The following is a 20936-nucleotide window of genomic DNA, read 5'->3' as shown; positions in this document are numbered from 1 at the left end:
TATGCGGTTTTTGTTCTACACCCATTCGATCGTTTCCGACTGGAACCACGGCAACGCACATTTCCTGCGCGGCATCATGCGTGAGCTGGTCGCGCGCGGGCACAAAGCTATCGCGCTGGAGCCCGCCGACGGCTGGAGCCGGTCGAACCTGCTGGCCGAGAAAGGATCCTTCGCGATCGAACGATTCCGGAAGGACTTTCCCGAGTTGATGCCGGTCACCTATGACGCCGGCTTCGACCACGAAGCCTGGATCTCCGATGCCGATGTGGTGATCGTGCATGAGTGGACCGAGCCGGGTCTTGTCGCGCGGCTGGGCAGGGCGAAAGCGAATGGCGGGCGTTTCACGCTGCTGTTCCACGACACGCACCATCGCGCCATATCGGCCACGCAAGCGATCTCCTCCTTGCGGCTTGAACATTATGACGGCGTGCTCGCCTTCGGCGAGGCGCTGCGGGAAAGCTATCTCCGTGCCGGATGGGGCAAGCGGGTCTTCACCTGGCACGAGGCAGCCGATGACCACCTGTTCCGGCCGCATCCTGAAATCGAGCGTAGTTCCGACCTTATCTGGATCGGCAATTGGGGCGACGACGAGCGCAGCGCCGAAATCAGGGAGTTCCTGGTCGGCCCGGTACGTGAGCTCGGCCTGAGCGGAACGGTCCACGGTGTTCGCTATCCGCGGGAGGCGCTCGCCGACCTTGCGGCCGCCGGCCTGCGCTACGAAGGCTGGATCGCCAATACCGACGTGCCGAAGGCATTCGCGGCGAACCGCATCACGGTTCACATCCCGCGGCGTCCATATCGCGAAAGCCTGCCCGGCATCCCGACCATCCGCATGTTCGAGGCGCTCGCCTGCGGCATTCCGCTTGTTTCGGCGCCCTGGTCCGATGTCGAACGCTTGTTCAGGCCCGGCACCGATTTCTTGTTTGCAAATAATGGCTTCGAGATGCGGCGTCATCTTCGCGCCGTGCTGCACGATGCGGATCTCGCCGCTTCTCTGGCGACGTCGGGCCTCGAGACCATCCGCCTGCGGCACACATGCCGGCACCGGGCGGATGAATTGTTCGGCGTGCTCGCCGAATGCGGGCACCGCCAAGCCGCCGACACGATCCTTGCAAAGGAGGCCGCCGAATGAAGATCGCATTCTACGGATCGAGCCTGCTGTCGTCCTATTGGAACGGCGCGGCAACCTATTACCGCGGATTGCTCAAGGCCCTGGCAAGGCTCGGCTATGACATCACCTTCTACGAGCCGGACGTCTACGATCGCCAGAAAAACCGCGACATCGAGGCGCCGGACTGGTGTGCCGTGGTCGTCTACGAGGCCACCCCGCATGCCATGATGCAGGTGGCGGCGCGGGCGGCGGAGGCGGATATCGTCGTCAAGGCGAGTGGCGTCGGTTTCGCCGACGACGCGCTGCTGCGGGCGGTGCTCGATCACGCCCGTGCCGATGCGCTGACCGTATTCTGGGATGTCGATGCGCCGGCGACGCTCGGCCAGTTGCGCGACGAGCCCGACCATCCGCTGCATCGCGCGCTGCAGGAAATCGACCTCGTGCTGACCTATGGCGGCGGCGACCCGGTGGTCTGGGCCTATCGGGCCATGGGGGCGGCCGAATGCGTGCCGATCTACAACGCGCTCGATCCGGAAACGCATCATCCGGTCGGCAAGGATATGCGTTTTGCCTGCGATCTCGCCTTCCTCGGCAACCGGCTGCCGGACCGCGAGGCGCGCGTCGAGGCCTTCTTCCTCGACCCGGCGGGCCGCTCGGCCGATCAGCGCTTCCTGCTCGGCGGATCTGGCTGGGGCGACAAGCAGATGCCCGCCAATGTCCGATGGCTCGGCCATGTCGGCACGCGTGACCACAATGCACTGAACGTCACGGCCAAGGCGGTGCTCAACATCAGCCGCGACAGCATGGCGGCCAATGGCTTCTCACCTGCGACGCGCGTGTTCGAGGCAGCCGGCGCCGGCGCGTGCCTCATCACCGACGCCTGGCTCGGTGTGGACCTGTTCCTGAAACCCGGCGAGGAAATCCTGGTCGCGCGCGATGGCGAGGACGTCGCCGAGATCATGCAAAGCCTTAGCGCCGAACGGGCCAAGGCGATCGGGGCATCCGCGCTTCGGCGGGTACTTGGCGAACATACCTATACGACACGGGCCGTTTTGGCCGACGCCATTTTCAGGCGCCATTTCGAGCGTCCGACCGTGGAGGCGGCCGAATGACGAAGCCGCTCGACATCGTCTTTCTTGGGCTGTCGCTCTCCTCGTCCTGGGGAAACGGCCACGCCACCACCTTTCGGGGGCTGCTTAAAGGTCTCCACGAACTCGGTCACCGCGTCACCTTTCTCGAACGCGACGTGCCGTGGTACGCAAGTCACCGGGATCTGCGCGATCCCGATTTCTGCGCGTTGCGCTACTATGAAACGACCGATGATCTTCGCCGCAATTTTGCGCGCTGCCTGCGCGATGCCGATATCGTGGTCGTCGGCTCCTTCGTTCCGCAAGGCCCTGAAATCATCGACATCGTGGCATCGCTGTGCACGGGTCAGTTCTGCTTCTATGACATCGACACGCCGGTCACGCTGGCAAAGCTTTCAAGCGATGATTGCGAGTATATTGCCAGGCGGCAGGTCCCGTATTTCGATGTCTACTTCTCTTTCACCGGCGGGCCGACGCTTGCCCGTCTGACGGCGGAATTCGGCGCGAGGCGGGCCGAGCCGCTCTACTGCTCCGTCGACCCGGAACGGCATCACGGAACCGGCGACCCGATCCGCTGGGATCTCGGCTATCTCGGCACTTACAGCCCCGACCGCCAGACGGCGCTGGAGGCCCTGCTGTTCGAACCGGCGCGTCGCATGCCGCAGCGTCGCTTCGTCGTTGCCGGCTCGCAATATCCGCGCGAAATCGCCTGGCCGGACAATGTCGATCGCATCGAACACCTGCCGCCGGCAGACCATGCCGCCTTTTACAGCCGCCAACGCTACACGTTGAACGTCACGCGCAGTTCCATGATCGCGGCCGGATGGTCGCCCAGCGTGCGACTCTTCGAGGCAGCCGCCTGCGGCACGGCGATCATCAGCGATTGCTGGGCCGGACTGGACAGCCTGTTTCCAGGGCGGACGATCCACACGGCGCGCAGGACCGAGGACGTAATCGGTATCCTGTCTGGAGAATCCGACGGCGCCCGGCTTGCCATGGCCAAGCAGGCGCGCGTGCTCATCCTGGCAGCTCACACTAGCATCGCAAGAGCCCGCGAATTCGTTGCGCTGTTGGCGCAGGCCAAATCGCCACGTTCTGTTCTCGATCTGGACGTCGAGAGCGCAGCATGACCCGCAGACGGGAGAAGATAGAGATGCAGCTATCAAGAAAGGCGCAACGGACCAGGACCGTACTTGTCGCCGGCGGCGCCGGCTTCCTCGGTTCGCATCTTTGCGAGACAATGCTCCAGGCCGGCTGGCGCGTGATCTGCGTCGACAATTTCCTTACCGGCCGCATGGAGAACATAGCATCGATCGCCGATCGTCCGGATTTTCGGCTGATCGAGCAAGACATTTGCCGGCCGTTGGAGCTTGGCGAACCGGTGGATCGCATCTTCAACATGGCATGCGCGGCATCGCCGCCGCGTTACCAGGCCGACCCGGTCCACACGACGCGGACTTGTGTCATCGGGACGCTCAATCTGCTGGAGCTCGCCGCCCGTAGTGGCGCCCGCTTCCTGCAGGCGTCCACCAGCGAAATTTATGGCGATCCCGAACAGCATCCGCAGAAGGAAGACTATGTCGGCCACGTGAACTGCATCGGCCCCCGCGCCTGCTATGACGAAGGCAAGCGCACCGCCGAAACCTTATGCTTCGATTATTTGAGAATGGGAAAAGCCGATATCCGTGTCGCGCGCATCTTCAACACCTACGGCCCCAGGATGGACCCTGCGGACGGACGGATCGTTTCCAATCTGATCATGCAGGCACTCGAGAGACGGCCGCTGACGATATTCGGCGACGGGCTGCAGACCAGGTCGTTCTGCTACGTTTCCGATCTGGTCGACGGCTTGATCCGGTTGATGGAGGTCGATCCCAATCCACGCCAGCCAGTCAATCTGGGCAATCCGGGGGAGTTCACCATCCTGCAACTGGCGAGCCTGGTGAGAGGCATGACCGCAACCAAATCGGGCCTGAAATTCCTGCCGCTGCCACAAGACGATCCTCGTCGTCGGCAACCCGACATATCCCGCGCAAAGAAGCTTCTCGGCTGGTCGCCAAAAGTGCCGCTCAGGCAAGGTTTGATGCGCACGATCGGCTATTTTGCCGAGCTTGAGACGGCGCAGATGATCGACAGAAGACGTCAAATTGCCGCCACCGTGCGTTCTGCCTCAGGCCGGCTGCAAAACCTGCCAGCCTGAGGCGGGGAGCGTCTGGCCGCTGCATGATCGCGCGGTCGTTTCGGATTTGGTCACTTTTTCTCGTCGCGGGAACAACCCGTCCAGCTTCTGGTTCTGCCAAGGTACCGGCATGGAGACGATTGTGCATCCGAAGCGATCCGCCAAAGACATCGAGCAAATGGCCGCGAAGGAGACGGCTGCCTTCCTGCGGCGCGCCTCCATCACCTATCTGGAATGCTGCGTGAGCCTGATGATGACGCATCTTCAGCGCGAGGAGGTAGTCGCTATCCTCGAAAAGGAAGCGGATATGCTTCGCCGGCTGGATTGATCCTGGTCGAAGGGCCGCAGTTCCCCTTGGTTCTCCAGGAAACGAAGCAACATCGAGGTATAACGTCTTGCCGCGGCCGCCAGCCGGATCTGTTCCCGATCATCGCCAGATCGTGCAGCCATGCTCCACAAGCCAAGCTGGAACGCAAGATAGCAGGGCTCAAAGTATTGAACCAGATTGGCATCGACGGGACGGGAGGCTCTCGCTTCCACGGCCTTGCAAAGCGCCCCAGTCGCCGGGTCGGAGAGGCTGTACTCGACACGGGCGCCGGCAATGTCCCAGGCGATGTCCTGGCAGCCGATCAGATCGTGCGATCGGCAATGATCGAGGGCGTCCGTCTTGACCAGCGTTCCACTGCGCGAAAGGATGAACTCCCACGGATGAAGCCGCCCGTCGATCTGGACCCGCTGCATGGTCTTGGGGGGAGCCTGTTTCGAGAACCAGGTCTGCAGCTCCGCCGCGCGGCGTTCGCCCAGCGCCTCACTTGTATTCCGCACGGCCATGTCCGCAAGCGCCTCCAGCGAGGCACCTGGCTCCGAGGCGGGCAGATTGGCTGCGCGCCAGGCGAAATAGCCCGCCAGGTGAGCGACCAATTTTTCGTTCGAAAGCGTTGCCCGGTCCAGCGTTGTGCCGTCGATCCAACGTTCGACCAGAAAGCCATGGCACAGCCCCGCGACTTCCGGGCCAAAGCCTGCGTCGTGCAGCCTCCTGGCGGTCTCGGCCTTGTGCATTCCGATTTCACCGAGGCCGACGAATTTGACCGACCATTTTTCCCGGCCGGCGGAAGCGAGGAACTTCCGCCGCTCGAAGCCGCGATGAACGGGCGGCCACTGATCCTGCGAGCCATAATGCAAGCGACGCCACTCTCCGGCGGATATTTCCATCAGGCTGACCGCTGTGCGGCCGATCATTCTAGCCACCCAATCCCGCAGCGCCGGCAGAGCGGATCCAGCGGGGAAAGTCCGTTCGAAATCCGCGGTGTGTTTTTGGCACACCGTCCATGCCTCACGGATGTCCGCCGATGTCTCGGGGCCCGGGCCACCCAAATGACTTGGGAACAGATGGATGCGTCTGGCATCGATGCCCAGCGCTTGTAGCCATGCGACGACGGCATGGAACGAGCTGCCGGACAGACCCGGGCCCTCATCGACGATGGCAAAGCGGGCCGACGGCTTCGCCATCCAGCCCCCGATCAGCTCCGGATCGGCGGCAAGCCGCCTGCGAAACGGGTGGCCGGTCGGACGGACGCTGACGGGTGCTGGCGCGCCGATGGCTGCAGCCACCATCGCTGCAAGCCCCAGGCCGATGCTGCGGATGCCGATTACGCACGTGTTCGCATCGAGACCCGACTGCCGGGCGGCGACGAAATAGCTCTCCGGATAAAGCCCGTAATGAGCGTAGCCCTCAGCCGCGCCGGTCAGAATGTCGCCATCGCATTCGAGTTCGGCCAACATTCGCGGTACTTCGGCATCGACCGGGCCGTCGACGGCGAATCCGGCTCTCCACGATCTGCCCACGTCCCGGGCCAAGCCGACCAGGAGATTTGCGCCCGCGATCCGTTGTGGGGAATTCCTGTCCGTGCCCTTGGCCTCGAATTCCGCGTCGGCAAGGCCCTGGACCAATTCCGAGACCTTGATGAACAGGCCGACCAGGGCTGCGTGCCGTCCGATCCCGCTTGGCATGTCCGCGATGTGCCCGGCCGCGTCGCAAGCCGAGGCGCGAACGTATCGCGCGCTCTCAGTTTGCTTGTGGTCGCCATAGACGATCATTGTCTCGTCCCGGTTGGCCTCACCCCCGGCTGCACAACTCGGCGGGCGCTACTTTGATCCACCGTCGGTTGCACGATTTTTACAGCCGGCAAGGAACAATCCGGGAGGAAGGCGGTTTGGCACGAAGAACTTACCTTCAACAGCATAGGCAGCGGTTTCGTGGGATCGAAGAAAGTTCGGATCGGAATAGTCGGCGTCGGCAACTGCGCCTCCTCCCTTGTTCAGGGCATCACCTATTACCGCGACGCAAGGAGCAATGAGCCCATACCCGGGCTGATGCATGCCGATCTTGGCGGCTACCATGTCAAGGACATCGAGGTGGTCTGCGCTTTCGACGTCGCCAAGGGCAAGGTCGGACGTGATGTGGCAGACGCGATCTACAGCGCGCCCAACAATACTTTCCGCTTTGCCAATGTTGCGCCTACCGGCGTTCGCGTCGAACGCGGACCGACGCTGGACGGCATCGGCAAATATCTGCGCGACGAGATCGAGGAGGCCGACGAGCCGGTCGCCAACGTCGGCAAGATCCTCGCCGAAAGCGGCACCGAGATCCTGGTGTCCTATCTGCCTGTCGGTTCGGAGGAGGCAACACGCTTTTATGCCGAGTGCGCGCTCGAGGGGGGCTGCGCCTTCGTCAACTGCATACCAGTCTTCATCGCCTCGCGGCCAGAGTGGCGCCGGCGCTTCGAGCAGCACGGGCTGCCGCTGATCGGCGACGACATCAAGAGCCAGGTCGGTGCGACGATCGTCCACCGGCTGCTCGCCAACCTGTTCCGTGAGCGCGGCGTGCGCATCGATCGCACCTACCAGCTCAATTTCGGCGGCAACACCGACTTCCTCAACATGCTGGAGCGCGAGCGGCTGGAATCAAAAAAGATCTCAAAGACGCAATCCGTCACCAGCCAGATCGACGTCCCCCTGGAGCCCGGCAACATTCACGTCGGGCCGAGCGACCATGTTCCGTGGCTGACCGACCGCAAGTGGGCCTATATCCGGGTCGAAGGCACGACCTTCGGCGGCGTGCCGCTAAATGCCGAGCTCAAGCTGGAAGTGTGGGATTCGCCCAATTCGGCCGGCGTCGTCATCGATGCGGTGCGTTGCGCCAAGCTGGCGCTCGACCGCGGCATCGCGGGCGCGCTGACCGGCCCATGCAGCTATTTCATGAAATCGCCGCCCGAGCAGTTCACCGACGCGGAAGCCCGCCAGCGCACGCTCTCTTTCATCGCCGGCAAGGACGAGCCGATGCTCGATGCGGCGGAATGACGACGACGTTTTTTCTGGTGCGCCACGCCGCGCACGACAATGTCGGCTGTTATCTTGCCGGGCGGATGGCCGGCGTTTGCCTCGGCCAAGCCGGCAGGGCACAGGCCTCCCATCTGGCTGACCGTATGGCACGCGAGCCGGTAGCGGCAATCTTCTGCAGCCCGCGCGAACGCACGCAGGAGACTGCCAATCCGATGGCGCTCGCCTGTAATGCCGGTGAAATCGTGATCCGCGAGGAACTCGATGAGATCGACTTCGGCACCTGGTCGGGAAAGACCTTCGAGGAGCTGAACAAGGATGCCGACTGGCGAGCGTGGAACGACCAGCGTCAGCAGGCGAGAACGCCGAGCGGCGAGACCATGCTAGACGTGCAGCAACGCGTCGTCTTGCTGATCGAACAGGTCCGCGGCACCTACCAGAACCAATGCGTTGCACTGGTCAGCCATGCCGACATCATCAAGGCCGCGGTGTGCAAAGTGCTCGGCCTGTCGCTGGGGAACTGCTTTCGCTTCGATATCGACCCAGCGTCGATCACCACGGTTGTTTGGGGGGACTGGGGGTCGAAGCTGATCAGACTCAACGAAGCTGCCTGACGAGGAATTTGCCGGATGCGCATGGTCATTTTCGGTCTTACCGTGACATCGTCGTGGGGCAACGGCCACGCCACGCTGTGGCGCGGATTGATCCGGGCGATGGCCGGGCTGGGCTGGTCCATCACCTTCTTCGAACGCAACACCCCCTATTATGCCGGTACACGCGATCTCGACCAGTTGGATGGCGGCAACCTTGTCCTTTACCCGGATTGGGAGGACATCCAGCGCGTTGCCGAGCAGGCGATGAAAGAGGCCGATGTCGTCATCGTCACCTCCTATTGCCCCGATGCCGTGAGCGCGTCGCGCCTTGCTCACCAGGCCTGTCGCGGGCTGAAGGTCTTCTACGATCTGGACACGCCGGTGACGCTGGCGCGGATCGAACAAGGCGAGCCTCCGGCCTATTTCGGGCCGGAAGGGCTTCGCGATTTCGATCTCGTGCTGAGCTACACGGGAGGAACCGCGATCGACGCATTGAGGTCGACGCTGGGTGCACGCCGCGTCATGCCGCTCTACGGCCATGTCGATCCAGAGCGACACCGGCCCGCCCCGCCCAGGCCGGAGTTTGCCGGCGACCTGTCCTATCTTGGAACCTATGCGGCAGACCGCCAGGCCGGGGTCGAGAGGTTGCTGGTCAGCCCGGCTGCGCGCCTGCCGGATCGCCGTTTCATTATTGGCGGCGCACAATATCCGCAGGAATTCCCGTGGAGCGACAATATTTTCTTCGTCCGGCATCTGCCGCCGGCCGACCACCCCGCCTTCTTTTCATCTTCACGACTGACCCTGAACGTGACCCGCGAGGCGATGGCCGAACGGGGCTGGTGTCCTTCCGGCCGGCTGTTCGAAGCCGCCGCCTGCGGGGCTGCGATGGTGAGCGATACATGGCCCGGACTGGAGGCCTTTTTCCGGCCCGGCGAAGAGATCGTCGTGGCCAACAGCACCGACGACGTGGTCGCCGCGCTCGACCTGTCCGACGCGGAGCTTGACGCGATCCGCCGCCGTGCGCGCGAGCGGGTGCTGGACGAACACACCTCCGCGCGGCGTGCGAAGGAATTCGACCGCATCCTGTCCGATGCACTGCACGGCTCCACGCATGGCGAGCCGTTGAAGGAGGCAGTTTGATGTTGGGCATCGTGCCCGCAGCCGGACGGGGAAGCCGCATCCAGCCGCTCGGCTTTTCGAAGGAGCTTCTGCCGGTCGGCAGCCGCATCGACGGCAACACCGAGCGACCTTGCGCGGTCAGCGAATACCTGGTGCGCCGCATGGTCCGCGCTGGGGCCGACAAGATCTGTTTCGTCATCGGCTCGGGTAAGTCGGATATCCTGGAATATTATTCTGCCGGCTATGCCGACGCGGCCGCTCTGTTTGTGGTGCAGCCTTCTCCGGTCGGCCTTTGCGACGCCATCTTCCGCGCCGCACCGCTCGTCGCAGCCGACGAGACCGTTCTGGTCGGGTTGCCCGACACGATCTGGTTTCCCGAAGACGGCTTCCTGGCCCTCCCGGACGACGGCCTGTCCTTCCTGCTGTTTCCGGTGGACCAGCCGGAGTTCTTCGATGCCGTCGTTGTCGACGAGGACGGCCGGGTGAAGCAAATCCAGGTCAAGCAACAGAATGCCGCGTCGAACTGGATCTGGGGTGCGTTCAAGATGCCCGGCCGCACCCTTCATCAGCTCGCCGCGCTGTGGCGGGAACGGGACCGGTGCGACGAATATATCGGCACGCTGGTCAACGCCTATCTCGCCGCCGGGGGCGAAGCCTATGGCATCAAGGCTGGCACCGCTTATGTCGACGTCGGCACCTTCAACGGTTACCGCACCGCATTGCGGCTGCTTGAAAGCGCCGCCGGTACCCAGGACGGCCAAGCCGCCATTACGCTGCCCGGCCACCAGCACGTCCCTATCCTCGCAGGCGAAGGAGGCTAGCCATGCTGCATTCCGATGCCGAGATCCGCCGCCGTATCGATGCGCTCGGCCCATGGTTCCACAATATGGAGCTGGCCGGCATCGAAACCGCTCCCGACCATTTCCTTGGCAATTATCCGCTGATCAAATGGCGCAAATTCGCCGACGCGATTCCCGCCGATCTTTCCGGTAAGGCGGTGCTCGACATAGGCTGCAATGCGGGTTTCTACTCGATCGAGATGAAACGTCGCGGCGCCGGCCGCGTGCTAGGCATCGACTTCGATGAAGCTTACCTGGCGCAGGCGCGCTTTGCCGCCGAGGTAGCAGACTGCGACATCGAATTCCGGCAGCTCTCGGTCTACGACGTTGGCGCCCTGCATGAGCGGTTCGACATCGTGCTGTTCATGGGCGTGCTCTACCATTTGCGCCATCCTCTGCTCGCACTCGATCTGATCCGGGAGCACGTCGCCAAGGACCTGATGATCTTCCAGTCGATGCAGCGCGGCAGCACCAACGTGCCGGCGCTCGAGCAGAACTATCATTTCTGGACCCACGACCTGTTCGACCGGCCGGAATTCCCAAAGCTGCATTTCATCGAGTATCGTTACGCCGACGACCCGACCAACTGGTGGATTCCCAATCGCGCATGCACCGAAGCCATGCTTCGCAGCGCCGGCTTCAAGATCGTGCTGCAACCGGAACAGGAGGTCTATTTCTGCCGCACCGCCGACGTGCCGGCCGGCGGCGGCGCCGTCTACCCGTCGAAAGGACAGATAAATGATTGAAGCCGCGATGATCTGGAACGAGCCCAACAACAAATCCCACTGGGATCCCGAGCTCGACCCCGACTGGAGCCGCTTCGCCGCTACGGCAATCCTGGCCGCCGACGCAATCGCGGCGGAGAATCCCGCCTTGACCAAGGTGCTGGGCGGCATCTCGCCGATCGATGCCGGCTTCATGACACGGATGAAGGAATTCGGCGTGCTCGATCACGTCGACGCGGTCGCCGTGCACGGCTTTCCGCTCGACTGGAACCTCTGGCAGATCCACGAATGGCCGCAGAAGGTCGGCGAGATCTCGGCTGTCACCGATCTTCCGGTATGGGTCAGCGAGGTCGGCGTGTCGACCTTCGGCGCCGAGGAGGTACAGGTCTGGGGCCTGCGCCGGACCGCGGAATTGCTGATCGGCAACGCACCGCGCATCCAATGGTACAGCCTCTACGACCTGCCGCGCGAGTGGGAAGCGACGACGCGCCATCGCGAGGCGGAAGGCTCGTCTTACTATCGCCATTTCTACATGGGCCTGCTTCGCCAGGACGGCACGCCAAAGCCCGCGCTCGAGGAGTTCCTGCACCACACGCCGGCATTAGGACTGGTGCAGTGGTTCCATTTCGAAGATCACCGGCTTGATGACGCCGTTGCCTGGATGAAACGCCTCGGTGTCACCAATCTGCGTACCGGGCTTTCCTGGGCCGACAGCTTCAGGCCGAATGCGCTTGACTGGTTCGACCGGCAGATCGAGGCGCTGGCCGACTTCGACGTGACCGTTACTTTCTGCTTCACGCCGGAGCATCGCGGAATGATGCCGCACCACAGCAGTCCGCCGCTGGTGCCGGAGGAATTCGCCGAGTTCTGCGCGGCAATGACGCGCCGCTATGCCGGCAGCATCGCTGCCCCTTCCGTCGGCAGGCTACGCGCCTCCGCGGCGTGAGGAGCTTCGGCTCTCCAGCCATGACGCTCACCGTCCTCAACGTCGCCTATCCCCTCGCCCCGGTCGGGCCGGATGCGGTCGGTGGTGCCGAGCAGGTGCTGTCGATGCTCGACCAGGCGCTCGTACAGGCCGGACACCGCTCGATCGTGATCGGCTGCCAGGGCTCGAGCGCTGCGGGCACTCTCATCGAGACGCCGGCCGAACCGGGCGTGCTCGATGAAGCGGCGAAGCGCCGGGCGCAGCGTGCTCATCGCGCTGCAATCGCTACCGCACGCGCTCGCTGGCCAATCGACGTGGTTCATTTGCACGGCATCGATTTCGACGCCTATCTGCCGGGCGACGGGCCGACATTGGTGACCCTGCATTTGCCGCTCGACTGGTATCCGGCCGACGCTCTCAATCCGACACGGGAGGATCTGTGGCTGCATGCGGTATCAGCGGCTCAGCAAAGAACCGCGCCGCCGGGAGCCAGGCTCATCGAACCGATCCCGAACGGAGTGGACATCGACGCGCTCAGCGAGCGGCAGGCCAAGCGCGACTTTGCCCTCGTGCTCAGCCGCGTCTGCCCGGAAAAGGGCATCCATCTGGCGCTGGACGCAGCCAAGAAGGCCGGTGTGCCGTTGGTCATCGGCGGCAAAGTCTACCCTTACGAAACCCACACCGCGTATTTTCGCGACGACGTCGGACCTCGGCTGGACGACCGGCGCCGCTTCCTTGGTCCGGTCGGCTTTGTCGCCAAGCGGCGCCTGCTGAACACAGCCCGCTGCCTGGTCATCCCGAGCCTTGCCGCGGAAACCAGTTCGCTCGTCGCCATGGAGGCGCTCGCCTGCGGCACCCCCGTGGTGGCCTTCCCGAATGGCGCACTGCCGGATGTGGTCGAGCACGGCAAAACCGGGTATCTGGTCGGGGATGTCGACGAGATGGCGCAAGCCATCGTTGCCGCACGCGACTTGGACCCCGAGACCTGCCGGGCCGAGGCGCGGCGGCGCTTTTCACTCGACCGCATGGTTTCCTCCTACATGGACGCCTATCGGGCGCTGGCACGGCTCGGCACAGACAGCGGGCAGCTCGCGACGGTGAAGTGAGCGGGACATGCTCCGCGGTGAGATCATCGACGATCCGGCCGGCCTCGAAGCCCTTGAGCCGCACTGGTGGGAACTCTGGTCGCGCAGTCCCTCGGCGACGCCGTTCCAGTCTCCCGCATGGTTGCTGCCATGGTGGCGGACATTCGCTCCCGGCGAGCTAGCGACGGTCGCCGTCTGGAGTGGCGACGATCTGGTCGGCCTGGCGCCACTTTATCTGGAATGCCAGGACGCTGGCGCGCGGCTGCTTCCGCTCGGCATTTCGTTGAGCGACTATCTGGATGTCCTTTGTATTCCCGAAACCGCCGAACCGGTCGCCATCGCCATCGCCGACACGGTTCTTTCCCTCGGCTGGTCACAGTGGATCTTGCAGGACCTGCCTCCCGGCGGCGCCGGCCTTGCCATCGGGCATGCCGCGCTCGAATCGTGCCAAGCCGTCAGTCATGCCGCTTGCCCGGTGCTCGCTCTCGCCGGCGACCAGACGCTTCAGGGCTGTGTTCCGGCGCGGCGGAGGCGCCAATTGCGCCGCGCCCTCAGGGCCGCGTCGAGACGCGGCAAGGTTTCCATCGAATCCGCTTTGTCCGATCCGCAGACATTCCTCGATCACCTGATCCGCCTTCACCGCGCGCGCTGGGCCGGACACGGCGACGGCGTTCTGTCCGATTCCCGCGTGGAAGCATTCCACCGTCAGGCGCTGCCGCAGCTGGTCGCACAAGTGCTTGCCCGATGCTGGCTTATCACCATCGGTGACGCGATCGTGGGCGCCTATTACGGGTTCCATCATCGGGGCCGCGCTTACGCTTACCTCGGTGGCTTCGATCCGGCCTATGCTGAGGAAAGTCCCGGCGCGCTGCTCATCGGCCAGGCGATAAGGCAGGCGATCTGCGAAGGCGCGGAAGAGTTCGATTTTCTGCGCGGACAAGAGGCCTACAAATACAGTTGGGGCGCCGTCGACCGGTGGACGATGCGCAAGATCTGGACGCGGAGCAAAGGGCGATGAGCGCGACCCAGCCAGGATCTCGGCGGTCGACATCAGCAAGGCGGGTGCTGGAGGACTGCATGGCAGACGGTGCCAGCGTCGAAGCCGTCATCGCCAGGCTGGCTCTCCGTTTCGAGACAGGAATCGAACCCGCAGAACTGGCGAAGATTGCACAAAACACGCATTCGGCCGATCCGCGAAAGACGGCAAAACTACGACGGATTGCGGACCTGCTTCAGCGCAGGCCCGAGATCTTCGCCACGCTGCGCAAAACAGGTGCTGCCGTTCGGCATGAGCGTGGCGGTGGCGAGACCGACGATGCGGTTGTCAAGCGGCTGGCGGCAGGGTTTGACGCGGCGGCGGCGATCTCGCCGGCGGCGAGCGTCCAGCTGTCGTCGCTGGGCGATGAGGAAAAGCTCGCGGCCGCTACGGCTGAAATCGTTGCATGGTTGGAGAGGCGAGGCTTTACCGGAATCGGCCGCGACATACTGGATATCGGCTGTGGCATCGGTCGGTTCGAACAGGCGCTCTCCGCTCTGTCGCACCGGATCGTCGGCAGCGATATATCCCCGGCGATGATCTCGATCGCCCGCCGGCGATGCGCCGGGCTCGGCAATGTAGAATTCCGCCCTACCCGCGGTTTCGATCTTGCCGATTTTCGCGATGCCAGCTTCGACCGCGTGCTGGCCGTCGACAGCTTTCCCTATCTGGTGCTGGCCGGCCTCGCGGAACGACATTTCGTGGAAATCGCACGCGTGCTGAAGAGGCCAGGCATGGCCGTGCTTTTGAATTATTCATATCGCGAATCGCCGGCGCTGGATCGCGCCGACGTTCATAACTTCGCCAACGCAAATGGCATGCAAGTTGTCGTCGACGGCGAAAAGCCGTTCCGGCACTGGGATGGCGATGCCTTCCTGCTTACGATTTCCGGCGGAACATTGCGGCCCAACGCAGGTTCGGATGCCGAACGGGAAAAGCCGCTATTCGACAGCAGGAAGGAGGACGAGATGGCGTCCGGCAACAAGAAGCACATCGGTCGCGGCAGTCACGGCAAAGGCGCCGGCGCTGGCGCGATGACCGATCTTCCCAAGGACAAGATCGGAGAGAACGCCGTTCTGTCCAACAGAGACAAGAAGCAGCACACCAAGGAGCGTGGGCTCGACGGCAATCGGGTCAAGTCCGAGCAGTACCAGGATCATTCAGCGGATCGGCGGCCTGAAGACTGATCGTTGCGGCGGCATATGGCTTGCAGCCGGCGAGCAATTGAAACGCAGCGAGAGCCCAACCGCTGACGAAGCTGTGCAAGGACCGAAGCCGGTCGCATGGATGGCCTGCAAATTCTTGCAAACTCGCACTGTTGCCACCAGAGTGAGATGAAGGGACCAACATTTGCCAAGAGAACGCGATGTCTCGCGCAAGGGAAGATTCCGTCGGCACGCGCGCCGATCTGACGATAGACCGGGAAATCGCTTCCTTGCTTGCGGCAATCGAGCAGGAAAGGGTTCCTGACCGGCTGACCAAACTTGCGATCGAATTGCAGCATGCGCTTATCGAAAGACGCTTGCGCGGAACCAGTAACTAACGTGACATATATTAGCGGCGCCTCTCGGCTTCGAAGTCCAGTTGTCCTTCGGACAGATAGCTGCGCCTTTCCATCAGAGTTTGCGAGGAACTTTCGCCTAGGTATTCAAGCACGCCGGCGCGGGCCCTGTTGAGCCGGCTCTTCACGGTTCCCACCGCGCAACCGCATATTTCGGCGGTTTCCTCATAGCTGACGCCCAGCACGCCTATCAGCATCAGAACCTCGCGCTGATGCTCGGGAAGGCTCTGGATGGCCTGGTGGACTTCCTTGCCCTGTACGGACCATTCCTGCGTCGCTTCCGAGATCGGCCGCAGCGAAGCACAGTCGAGCAGGCCGGGCGCTTCCCTCACGGCGGCCCTGACACGCGTGTAGTAGGTGTTGCGCATGATCGTGAAGAGCCATGACTTCATACGCGTTCCAGCTTCGAACTTGTCAATGTTGGCCAGGCCCTTGGTCAGCGTCTCCTGGACCAGGTCGTCGGCATCATCGGGAGTGCGGCAGAAGGTGCGGGCGAAAGCCCTCAAAGCGGGTATGAGGTCGACGATGGAAACGTCTTCGGTTTCGCGGGTCGCTAAGGCGTAGGCTGTGGGTGGCAATGGTCCAGCTCCCGTCCAGAATGAGTTCGCGAGCGCAGACCAGTTAAATGCATTGGGCGAAAGATCGTTCCGGTTGGCGAAAATCACCCGACTCCAGAAAACCGGAGAGGGCTTGGCTGAGCAATCCCGGCCGACGGCGATATTTTTGACGGAACAACCATCGGGATCGCGGAGTTCAAAATCAAGGTCGTCCGACAATTCGGGCGCCGCCATTTGGCGCGTCGAAATGCGATTCGCAGCGAGCCTTGGCCGCGACCTCAAGGGCGGCCTGCCACCTCAAGAAACAGGAGGAGTCCATGACAGGAAACAAGCACGCCAAAGGCAAAACGCCGGCCGATAGCGATCTTGCCAACGATCCCGGCATCGGCAGTTCCAGGGGCACGATCAAGGAGGGCGACCGGCTCGATCAGGGCACCAATACGTTCGAAGGCGATGTCGAGAACGACACCACGCCGCAAGGCGGTATCAATCCTCGGCAAAAGATGCGGACCAACAAGTGACCGGCCGCGCACGATCGAACAAACCTGCTGCAACCCGTGCAGCAATCCCGCGTTAAAGAGCATGAGCCTCGGGTCCGCCCCGGGCGTTGATGCGACAGGCTCTTTCGCGGAGACACAGATGACAAAAAAATTGTTTGGCCGCCCCGTTCCAATTCTCGTCGGCCTTGGTTTCCCTCGCTATGTCGAAAATATCTGGCAGGCCTATGACGTCTTAAATGAATGGCCGAGCCGCGGTCCGGCGCACAAGGCGGCGTTCGACGCCTGTCGCGCCGGGCTGGCTGACGAGGTCGACGTCGAGACGGTGCGCGCGGCGTTCGATAAATTCGCCCGCAAGGCGGGCATTCTGGCCTACGATATCGCAGCCGAAACACCAGCACGCGCCAAAACAGCTGCGAAGGCCTACGACGTTTGGCTGAAACGCCCATCGGACAGTCGTGTAGACCCTGAAGACACGCAGCTTGCTTGAAGCGACACCTTGCTTGAACCGGGAGGAATACGGTGCAGAGAATAGAGTTCGATACACCTGTTTGCATCTATTTCGGCAAGCCTGGGCGATCGCGATTGGTCAGTTCCGTTTTCGAAGCAGTGCATTGCCTGAAAAGCGAGAAATGGCCGGCGCGCAATGCCCCACTGGCGCTGGCGGCCGCTGATGTATTGAATCGCGCCCGAACCGGTGAAATTACGGCCGGCAAAGCGCGGCAAGCGTTTGTCGACGCCGCGTGGGAGGCAAACATTCTCGTCGAAGGCGAGCCGCATGACGGGCATGCCACGACAGCCTTCATATCGGACTGCGGGTGAAGCGGCAGGCTGCCTCCCTGCAGTTCCGCCCAAAGCTTGGTTTATCGCGAATGATTGGCGTTCTCGGCCTTTTTCTCGCGCTGTTGCCTGAGGACCTCGTCGGTTCCGACCAGCTTCTTCGATCCGCCGGGAATCGCGGTGGACACAACAGCCGGTGGGTCGCTTGCCGGGAAGGAATCTTCCAGGCCTGCCTGCAACTGGTCTTCCAGCGTTTGCGGCTCTTCAGAGCGGCCGGGGGTCCTTCGGGTATCTACGCTCTCCAGGGGCTGTGTCATGTCCGGTGAAGACCTGACTTCTCGAATCCAGCCATAGAGCTGTTCGATGGCAAATTCCTTCATCGTGTCGAAATCGGCCTTTTCGTCACGCAATGCCTCGATTTGGTCGACCATGGTCTTCTCGAAACGTTCGAGGCTATCGCTTCCGCAAGCCCGGCAGAGACGCACCAGCGCCTCGCGCAGTATGAGTGGCGCAAAGTGCGCCGTGGCCTCAAGCCTGAGCTGCTGCAAACGCTCCGGGGTAGCGGCTTGGAACTTCGACATGCTCGACCTCTTCGCCTTGTGGAGCATGTCAACGAAAATTGTCGGCGGATGTTCCATCCGCGGCCGCTGCATCGCTCGATCCTCAGCGGTGCGCGCCACCACCGACTGCCATGCGGATACCGAGACCGACGACGACGCAGCCTGCCACCCGCTGCTGCCAGAGCCTTACCTTCGGTCGTTTCATAATCCAGGCCCCGAGCGTGCCGGATGCGAGTGCATATGTGCCCAGCACCAGCACACCGGTCATTTTCTGGGTGCCACCGAGCAGCAGCAATTGCAGCGTGACCGATCCGCGAGCAGGATCGACGAACTGCGGAAGGAATGCCACCATAAAGGTTATCGGCCAAGGATTTATCAGATTGGCGATCATTCCTTCGCGTGCGGCCACAAGCGGTCCGACATTGCGCGCCTCCTCGACGGCGACGCTGGCTGAGGGCAACAGCACCAGACGCGATCCAAGCCAAACGAGATAAGCTGCACCCGCCCAGCGAAGCATGGCAAAGGCAAGCGGCGATGCCTGAAGCAGCGACGATATGCCGAGGGCAAGGAGCGGCAGCTGGACCATACCGGCGCCGAGAGTCATTCCGAGGACGGTGAACAGGGCAATATCACGGCCCTGCCCGATGCCGCGCGCAATCACCAGCAGACTGTCGGGCCCCGGCGGCATCTGCATCAGGATGACCGTTCCGACAAAAGCCGTCCACGAAGCGGGATCCACGCCGCTACTTCGCCCCGGTTTCGTAAGATGCCTTCGCGCTATCCTTCAACCGGCCGGCATCTCGCATCGTCTTGAGTGCTTCGTCCCTCGTCAGGCCGCACCTGCGGGCAAAAAAATCGATCTCATAGGCCAACTCGGCCGACAGGTCGTGTTTGGCATGCATTCTTCGCTTGTGTTTGCGTGCGCCCATTCAGGCTCGGTCCCGGATACGTTAGTCCTCCCGAACTCACATCGGATCAGTCGGTTCCACTGCCGGACCAATCCGCTTTCCGCAGGTTTTCTCACGCGCTGTCTGGCCGGCCCACCCTATCCTTGAGTTCGTTCAGGAACGCGAGCAGCGCGTCCTCAGGATCGTCGGCCTCTTCGGTCAGCATATCGATGCCCCAGTGGCCAAGAACAGCCTCCTGGACGATGCTCGGCTGCGACATGAAGATGAAGGATTTCGGGCGGCTCTTCTCGTAGCCCGACCGCCGCCAGGTCTGCCAAAGCCTGTGCAACAGCAGACGGATGTTCATATCAGACATGCTGTAGCCGATGAACAGGATGGTGCGCCCCAGTGCGTCGGCGCGAAACTTCACGTCGAGCGGCGAATCGAACGAAAGCCGGTCGAAATAGTCGGTCTCCGCCAGGACCAGCGATTTGTCGTCGTCGAAATCGCCGTGGAATTTGATGATCTGCGTCACCTCGCCGGTCGTCTTGGGCAAGTCCTTTGCGTTGGCCACCTTCACAAAGGGCCGGCCATGAATCTCGAAGGCAACCTCGAGGTTGCGATCATAATTGGTGGTGTAGATGATCGGAAAATCGAGCGATACGATGAGCTTGTGGATTGCCGACCGCTGCACTTCTTCCCGCGAGACGCTCCATTCACGATCCATCCAACTGCGCAAAGGGCCGAGGCTCCCCTGCTTCAGCCGGTAATATTCGGCAAGCGCCTGATAGCTGGCCTCCGGTGCGCCGATCATGTCCTCGTCAAGGCCGAGCTCGTTTTGCATGTGTTCGATGAGCTTTTGCCAAGACGGCAAGCCGACGCTCATCGACACCCCGGCTCCAACGAACAAGATAGCTCGTCGCTCTTTCACCGATTGAGCCAGTTGCTCGACTGCGGACAGCATTCGACACAACTGCCAGAAGTGCTGCTCTGTTCCGACCGCGCCTGGACCATCGCAAGAATAATTCCGATTTCCGGTTGAGTGCCAACACCGAGATCGGCTGTCCCGAGTTCCGGTCCCCGAGTTTGTCCGACCGAATCCGATATTTATTTCGTTCCCTTTGGCACTTCTGCGCCTCCTACGCGTTGGAGAGTGTTCAACAAAGACGGCGCAGCTAATGGATCGCCATCGGATTGTCTCGGTAGCATTATGTCTGTTCCTGCTTACGATCGGCGCCGTCCAGCAAAAGGCTTGGGCTCAAGCACCTTGCCCGGCCGACCATGACAAGTTGCTGGCCGCCCTCAAGGCCAACGTCAAATCCAGCGGCGGTCCCGGCAATGGCGGCTTCGACACTAATGAATGGGCGGCAGTCGTGGCTCGCGACGGAACCGTCTGCGCCGTCGCCTTCAGTGGGCCGACCGCCGACGCCCAGTGGCCTGGCAGCCGGCTGATCGCCGCCGAAAAAGCCAATACCGCCAACGGGCTCAGCCTCGCCCACATGGCGTTGTCCACCGCGAACCTCTATGCGCCGGTGCAGCCCGGCGGTCCTCTATTCGGCCTGCAGGCCACCAATCCGGTCAATCCAGCGGTGGCCTATGCCGGCGATCCTTCGACATTTGGAAGCTCCAGCGATCCATTGCTGGGAAAGCCTATCGGCGGTGTCGTCGTGTTTGGCGGCGGCCTGGCTCTCTACGACGGCAAGGGGATCGTCGGGGCCCTGGGGATAAGCGGCGATTCCTCCTGTGCCGACCACAATGTCGCCTGGCGTGTGCGCGCCGCGCTCGGGCTGGACAAGGTACCGGCAGGCGTCAACCCAAACCGCAAGGACGCTATCATTTACGACCTCGATCCCGGCGGCAAGAGCGCCTCCGGCTGGGGCCATCCATTGTGTGCCGGAAGCGAGGCGGACGTGGCGGCGGAGCTTGGCGCCGGGGTCGGCGGCTCGATACGCAAATGAGGAAAGGGCGACAGGTGGCGGCGAAAACTCGTGTGTCAGCCAAAGGCGGAAACAGGCCAATGGCTGCGAGGCTGGGATGGACGCTGCTGGCGGGGTT

General features: G+C 62.7%; 24 protein-coding genes and 1 pseudogene. 20 read left to right on the top strand and 5 right to left on the bottom strand.

The window, feature by feature from the left end; translation table 11 throughout:
- The first annotated feature begins 1 nt into the window (after window position 1).
- Genes NKI79_RS09440 through NKI79_RS09420 form a run of 5 tightly spaced genes read left to right on the top strand, consistent with a single transcriptional unit; the run spans window position 2 to window position 4706 of the window.
- Window positions 2-1132 carry a CgeB family protein gene (locus NKI79_RS09440; protein ID WP_352801267.1) on the top strand — a complete coding sequence of 377 codons (1131 nt, stop codon included), beginning with the start codon at window positions 2-4 and terminating at the stop codon, window positions 1130-1132.
- A complete protein-coding gene (locus NKI79_RS09435; RefSeq protein ID WP_254818801.1) occupies window positions 1129-2223 on the top strand; it encodes a CgeB family protein in 1095 nt (364 codons plus the stop codon). The genes NKI79_RS09440 and NKI79_RS09435 overlap by 4 nt, the downstream gene beginning before the upstream one ends.
- Complete coding sequence (locus tag NKI79_RS09430) at window positions 2220-3329, top strand: CgeB family protein (RefSeq protein ID WP_352801265.1); 1110 nt, start codon at window positions 2220-2222, stop codon at window positions 3327-3329. The genes NKI79_RS09435 and NKI79_RS09430 overlap by 4 nt, the downstream gene beginning before the upstream one ends.
- A gap of 23 nt (window positions 3330-3352) precedes the next feature.
- Window positions 3353-4399 carry a UDP-glucuronic acid decarboxylase family protein gene (locus NKI79_RS09425; protein WP_254818803.1) on the top strand — a complete coding sequence of 349 codons (1047 nt, stop codon included), beginning with the start codon at window positions 3353-3355 and terminating at the stop codon, window positions 4397-4399.
- Window positions 4347-4706 (top strand): hypothetical protein, encoded by a 360-nt coding sequence (locus tag NKI79_RS09420; RefSeq protein ID WP_352801263.1) that lies wholly within the window; start codon window positions 4347-4349, stop codon window positions 4704-4706. The genes NKI79_RS09425 and NKI79_RS09420 overlap by 53 nt, the downstream gene beginning before the upstream one ends.
- On the opposite strand, the gene NKI79_RS09415 is transcribed toward NKI79_RS09420, so the two are convergent.
- Window positions 4643-6475 carry a hypothetical protein gene (locus NKI79_RS09415; protein WP_352801261.1) on the bottom strand — a complete coding sequence of 611 codons (1833 nt, stop codon included), beginning with the start codon at window positions 6473-6475 and terminating at the stop codon, window positions 4643-4645. The genes NKI79_RS09420 and NKI79_RS09415 overlap by 64 nt on opposite strands.
- 159 nt (window positions 6476-6634) lie before the next feature.
- Here NKI79_RS09415 and NKI79_RS09410 point away from each other — a divergent pair, with 159 nt between their 5' ends.
- The 11 genes and pseudogenes from NKI79_RS09410 to NKI79_RS09360 all read left to right on the top strand — a co-directional run bounded on the left by NKI79_RS09410 (window position 6635) and on the right by NKI79_RS09360 (window position 15582).
- Window positions 6635-7738 carry an inositol-3-phosphate synthase gene (locus tag NKI79_RS09410; RefSeq protein WP_352801259.1) on the top strand — a complete coding sequence of 368 codons (1104 nt, stop codon included), beginning with the start codon at window positions 6635-6637 and terminating at the stop codon, window positions 7736-7738.
- Complete coding sequence (locus NKI79_RS09405; RefSeq protein WP_352801257.1) at window positions 7735-8331, top strand: histidine phosphatase family protein; 597 nt, start codon at window positions 7735-7737, stop codon at window positions 8329-8331. The genes NKI79_RS09410 and NKI79_RS09405 overlap by 4 nt, the downstream gene beginning before the upstream one ends.
- Window positions 8332-8346: 15 nt before the next feature.
- The gene (locus tag NKI79_RS09400) at window positions 8347-9450 is read left to right on the top strand and encodes a CgeB family protein (RefSeq protein ID WP_352688582.1); all 1104 of its coding nucleotides are present in this window, start codon (window positions 8347-8349) and stop codon (window positions 9448-9450) included.
- Window positions 9450-10250, top strand: coding sequence for a nucleotidyltransferase family protein (locus NKI79_RS09395; protein ID WP_352645229.1), 801 nt, complete (start codon window positions 9450-9452; stop codon window positions 10248-10250). Before NKI79_RS09400 ends, NKI79_RS09395 begins: the two co-directional genes overlap by 1 nt.
- A gap of 2 nt (window positions 10251-10252) precedes the next feature.
- Window positions 10253-11014, top strand: coding sequence for a TIGR04290 family methyltransferase (locus NKI79_RS09390; RefSeq protein ID WP_254818809.1), 762 nt, complete (start codon window positions 10253-10255; stop codon window positions 11012-11014).
- Window positions 11007-11939: a glycoside hydrolase 5 family protein gene (locus NKI79_RS09385; protein WP_254818810.1), complete on the top strand. Its 933-nt coding sequence runs from the start codon at window positions 11007-11009 to the stop codon at window positions 11937-11939. The genes NKI79_RS09390 and NKI79_RS09385 overlap by 8 nt, the downstream gene beginning before the upstream one ends.
- Window positions 11940-11959: 20 nt before the next feature.
- Window positions 11960-13024: a glycosyltransferase family 4 protein gene (locus NKI79_RS09380; protein ID WP_352801254.1), complete on the top strand. Its 1065-nt coding sequence runs from the start codon at window positions 11960-11962 to the stop codon at window positions 13022-13024.
- Between the two features lie 7 nt (window positions 13025-13031).
- On the top strand, window positions 13032-14021 hold the full coding sequence (locus tag NKI79_RS09375; protein WP_352801252.1) for a GNAT family N-acetyltransferase: 990 nt from the start codon (window positions 13032-13034) through the stop codon (window positions 14019-14021).
- Window positions 14018-14815: pseudogene (locus NKI79_RS09370) on the top strand (class I SAM-dependent methyltransferase); the annotation flags it as partial. The gene NKI79_RS09375 and the pseudogene NKI79_RS09370, both read left to right, overlap by 4 nt.
- Window positions 14816-15007: 192 nt before the next feature.
- A complete protein-coding gene (locus tag NKI79_RS09365; RefSeq protein ID WP_352801449.1) occupies window positions 15008-15226 on the top strand; it encodes a hypothetical protein in 219 nt (72 codons plus the stop codon).
- A 179-nt stretch (window positions 15227-15405) separates the two neighbouring features.
- On the top strand, window positions 15406-15582 hold the full coding sequence (locus tag NKI79_RS09360; RefSeq protein ID WP_352688573.1) for a hypothetical protein: 177 nt from the start codon (window positions 15406-15408) through the stop codon (window positions 15580-15582).
- 11 nt (window positions 15583-15593) lie between these two features.
- Here the strand turns inward: NKI79_RS09360 and NKI79_RS09355 are convergent, their stop codons facing one another.
- On the bottom strand, window positions 15594-16178 hold the full coding sequence (locus NKI79_RS09355; protein WP_254818908.1) for a sigma-70 family RNA polymerase sigma factor: 585 nt from the start codon (window positions 16176-16178) through the stop codon (window positions 15594-15596).
- Between the two features lie 296 nt (window positions 16179-16474).
- Here NKI79_RS09355 and NKI79_RS09350 point away from each other — a divergent pair, with 296 nt between their 5' ends.
- The 3 genes from NKI79_RS09350 to NKI79_RS09340 all read left to right on the top strand — a co-directional run bounded on the left by NKI79_RS09350 (window position 16475) and on the right by NKI79_RS09340 (window position 17476).
- The gene (locus NKI79_RS09350) at window positions 16475-16678 is read left to right on the top strand and encodes a hypothetical protein (protein ID WP_254818814.1); all 204 of its coding nucleotides are present in this window, start codon (window positions 16475-16477) and stop codon (window positions 16676-16678) included.
- Between the two features lie 118 nt (window positions 16679-16796).
- Window positions 16797-17144, top strand: a complete 348-nt coding sequence (locus tag NKI79_RS09345; RefSeq protein WP_254818815.1) for a DUF982 domain-containing protein — start codon at window positions 16797-16799, stop codon at window positions 17142-17144.
- A gap of 32 nt (window positions 17145-17176) precedes the next feature.
- Complete coding sequence (locus tag NKI79_RS09340) at window positions 17177-17476, top strand: DUF982 domain-containing protein (RefSeq protein ID WP_352476454.1); 300 nt, start codon at window positions 17177-17179, stop codon at window positions 17474-17476.
- A 41-nt stretch (window positions 17477-17517) separates the two neighbouring features.
- Here NKI79_RS09340 and NKI79_RS09335 read toward each other — a convergent pair whose 3' ends face one another.
- The 3 genes from NKI79_RS09335 to NKI79_RS09325 all read right to left on the bottom strand — a co-directional run bounded on the left by NKI79_RS09335 (window position 17518) and on the right by NKI79_RS09325 (window position 19845).
- Window positions 17518-18087 carry a hypothetical protein gene (locus tag NKI79_RS09335; RefSeq protein ID WP_352801249.1) on the bottom strand — a complete coding sequence of 190 codons (570 nt, stop codon included), beginning with the start codon at window positions 18085-18087 and terminating at the stop codon, window positions 17518-17520.
- Between the two features lie 10 nt (window positions 18088-18097).
- Window positions 18098-18733 carry a LysE family translocator gene (locus tag NKI79_RS09330; RefSeq protein ID WP_352476452.1) on the bottom strand — a complete coding sequence of 212 codons (636 nt, stop codon included), beginning with the start codon at window positions 18731-18733 and terminating at the stop codon, window positions 18098-18100.
- Between the two features lie 281 nt (window positions 18734-19014).
- Complete coding sequence (locus NKI79_RS09325; protein ID WP_502894251.1) at window positions 19015-19845, bottom strand: SIR2 family NAD-dependent protein deacylase; 831 nt, start codon at window positions 19843-19845, stop codon at window positions 19015-19017.
- 214 nt (window positions 19846-20059) lie between these two features.
- On the opposite strand from NKI79_RS09325, the gene NKI79_RS09320 reads away from it, so the two are divergent.
- Window positions 20060-20839, top strand: coding sequence for a heme-binding protein (locus tag NKI79_RS09320; protein ID WP_254818820.1), 780 nt, complete (start codon window positions 20060-20062; stop codon window positions 20837-20839).
- Window positions 20840-20936 lie beyond the last annotated feature (97 nt).

Source organism: Mesorhizobium sp. M0340 (genome assembly GCF_040321535.1).
Classification (GTDB): domain Bacteria; phylum Pseudomonadota; class Alphaproteobacteria; order Rhizobiales; family Rhizobiaceae; genus Mesorhizobium.
The sequence above is the reverse complement of the archived record's forward strand: the minus strand, read 5'-3'. Positions and strand labels throughout refer to the sequence as shown.

Excerpts from the sequence above, each read along its gene's own strand:
- NKI79_RS09385 (WP_254818810.1), top strand. The coding sequence starts at position 11,007 with ATGATTGAAGCCGCGATGATCTGGAACGAGCCCAACAACAAATCCCAC.
- NKI79_RS09415 (WP_352801261.1), bottom strand. The coding sequence starts at position 6,475 with ATGATCGTCTATGGCGACCACAAGCAAACTGAGAGCGCGCGATACGTT.
- NKI79_RS09320 (WP_254818820.1), top strand. The coding sequence starts at position 20,060 with ATGGATCGCCATCGGATTGTCTCGGTAGCATTATGTCTGTTCCTGCTT.
- NKI79_RS09360 (WP_352688573.1), top strand. The coding sequence starts at position 15,406 with ATGTCTCGCGCAAGGGAAGATTCCGTCGGCACGCGCGCCGATCTGACG.
- NKI79_RS09440 (WP_352801267.1), top strand. The coding sequence starts at position 2 with ATGCGGTTTTTGTTCTACACCCATTCGATCGTTTCCGACTGGAACCAC.
- NKI79_RS09390 (WP_254818809.1), top strand. The coding sequence starts at position 10,253 with ATGCTGCATTCCGATGCCGAGATCCGCCGCCGTATCGATGCGCTCGGC.
- NKI79_RS09365 (WP_352801449.1), top strand. The coding sequence starts at position 15,008 with ATGGCGTCCGGCAACAAGAAGCACATCGGTCGCGGCAGTCACGGCAAA.
- NKI79_RS09430 (WP_352801265.1), top strand. The coding sequence starts at position 2,220 with ATGACGAAGCCGCTCGACATCGTCTTTCTTGGGCTGTCGCTCTCCTCG.
- NKI79_RS09405 (WP_352801257.1), top strand. The coding sequence starts at position 7,735 with ATGACGACGACGTTTTTTCTGGTGCGCCACGCCGCGCACGACAATGTC.
- NKI79_RS09350 (WP_254818814.1), top strand. The coding sequence starts at position 16,475 with ATGACAGGAAACAAGCACGCCAAAGGCAAAACGCCGGCCGATAGCGAT.
- NKI79_RS09435 (WP_254818801.1), top strand. The coding sequence starts at position 1,129 with ATGAAGATCGCATTCTACGGATCGAGCCTGCTGTCGTCCTATTGGAAC.
- NKI79_RS09425 (WP_254818803.1), top strand. The coding sequence starts at position 3,353 with ATGCAGCTATCAAGAAAGGCGCAACGGACCAGGACCGTACTTGTCGCC.
- NKI79_RS09400 (WP_352688582.1), top strand. The coding sequence starts at position 8,347 with ATGCGCATGGTCATTTTCGGTCTTACCGTGACATCGTCGTGGGGCAAC.
- NKI79_RS09335 (WP_352801249.1), bottom strand. The coding sequence starts at position 18,087 with ATGCAGCGGCCGCGGATGGAACATCCGCCGACAATTTTCGTTGACATG.
- NKI79_RS09345 (WP_254818815.1), top strand. The coding sequence starts at position 16,797 with ATGACAAAAAAATTGTTTGGCCGCCCCGTTCCAATTCTCGTCGGCCTT.
- NKI79_RS09395 (WP_352645229.1), top strand. The coding sequence starts at position 9,450 with ATGTTGGGCATCGTGCCCGCAGCCGGACGGGGAAGCCGCATCCAGCCG.
- NKI79_RS09325 (WP_502894251.1), bottom strand. The coding sequence starts at position 19,845 with ATGCTGTCCGCAGTCGAGCAACTGGCTCAATCGGTGAAAGAGCGACGA.
- NKI79_RS09380 (WP_352801254.1), top strand. The coding sequence starts at position 11,960 with ATGACGCTCACCGTCCTCAACGTCGCCTATCCCCTCGCCCCGGTCGGG.
- NKI79_RS09375 (WP_352801252.1), top strand. The coding sequence starts at position 13,032 with ATGCTCCGCGGTGAGATCATCGACGATCCGGCCGGCCTCGAAGCCCTT.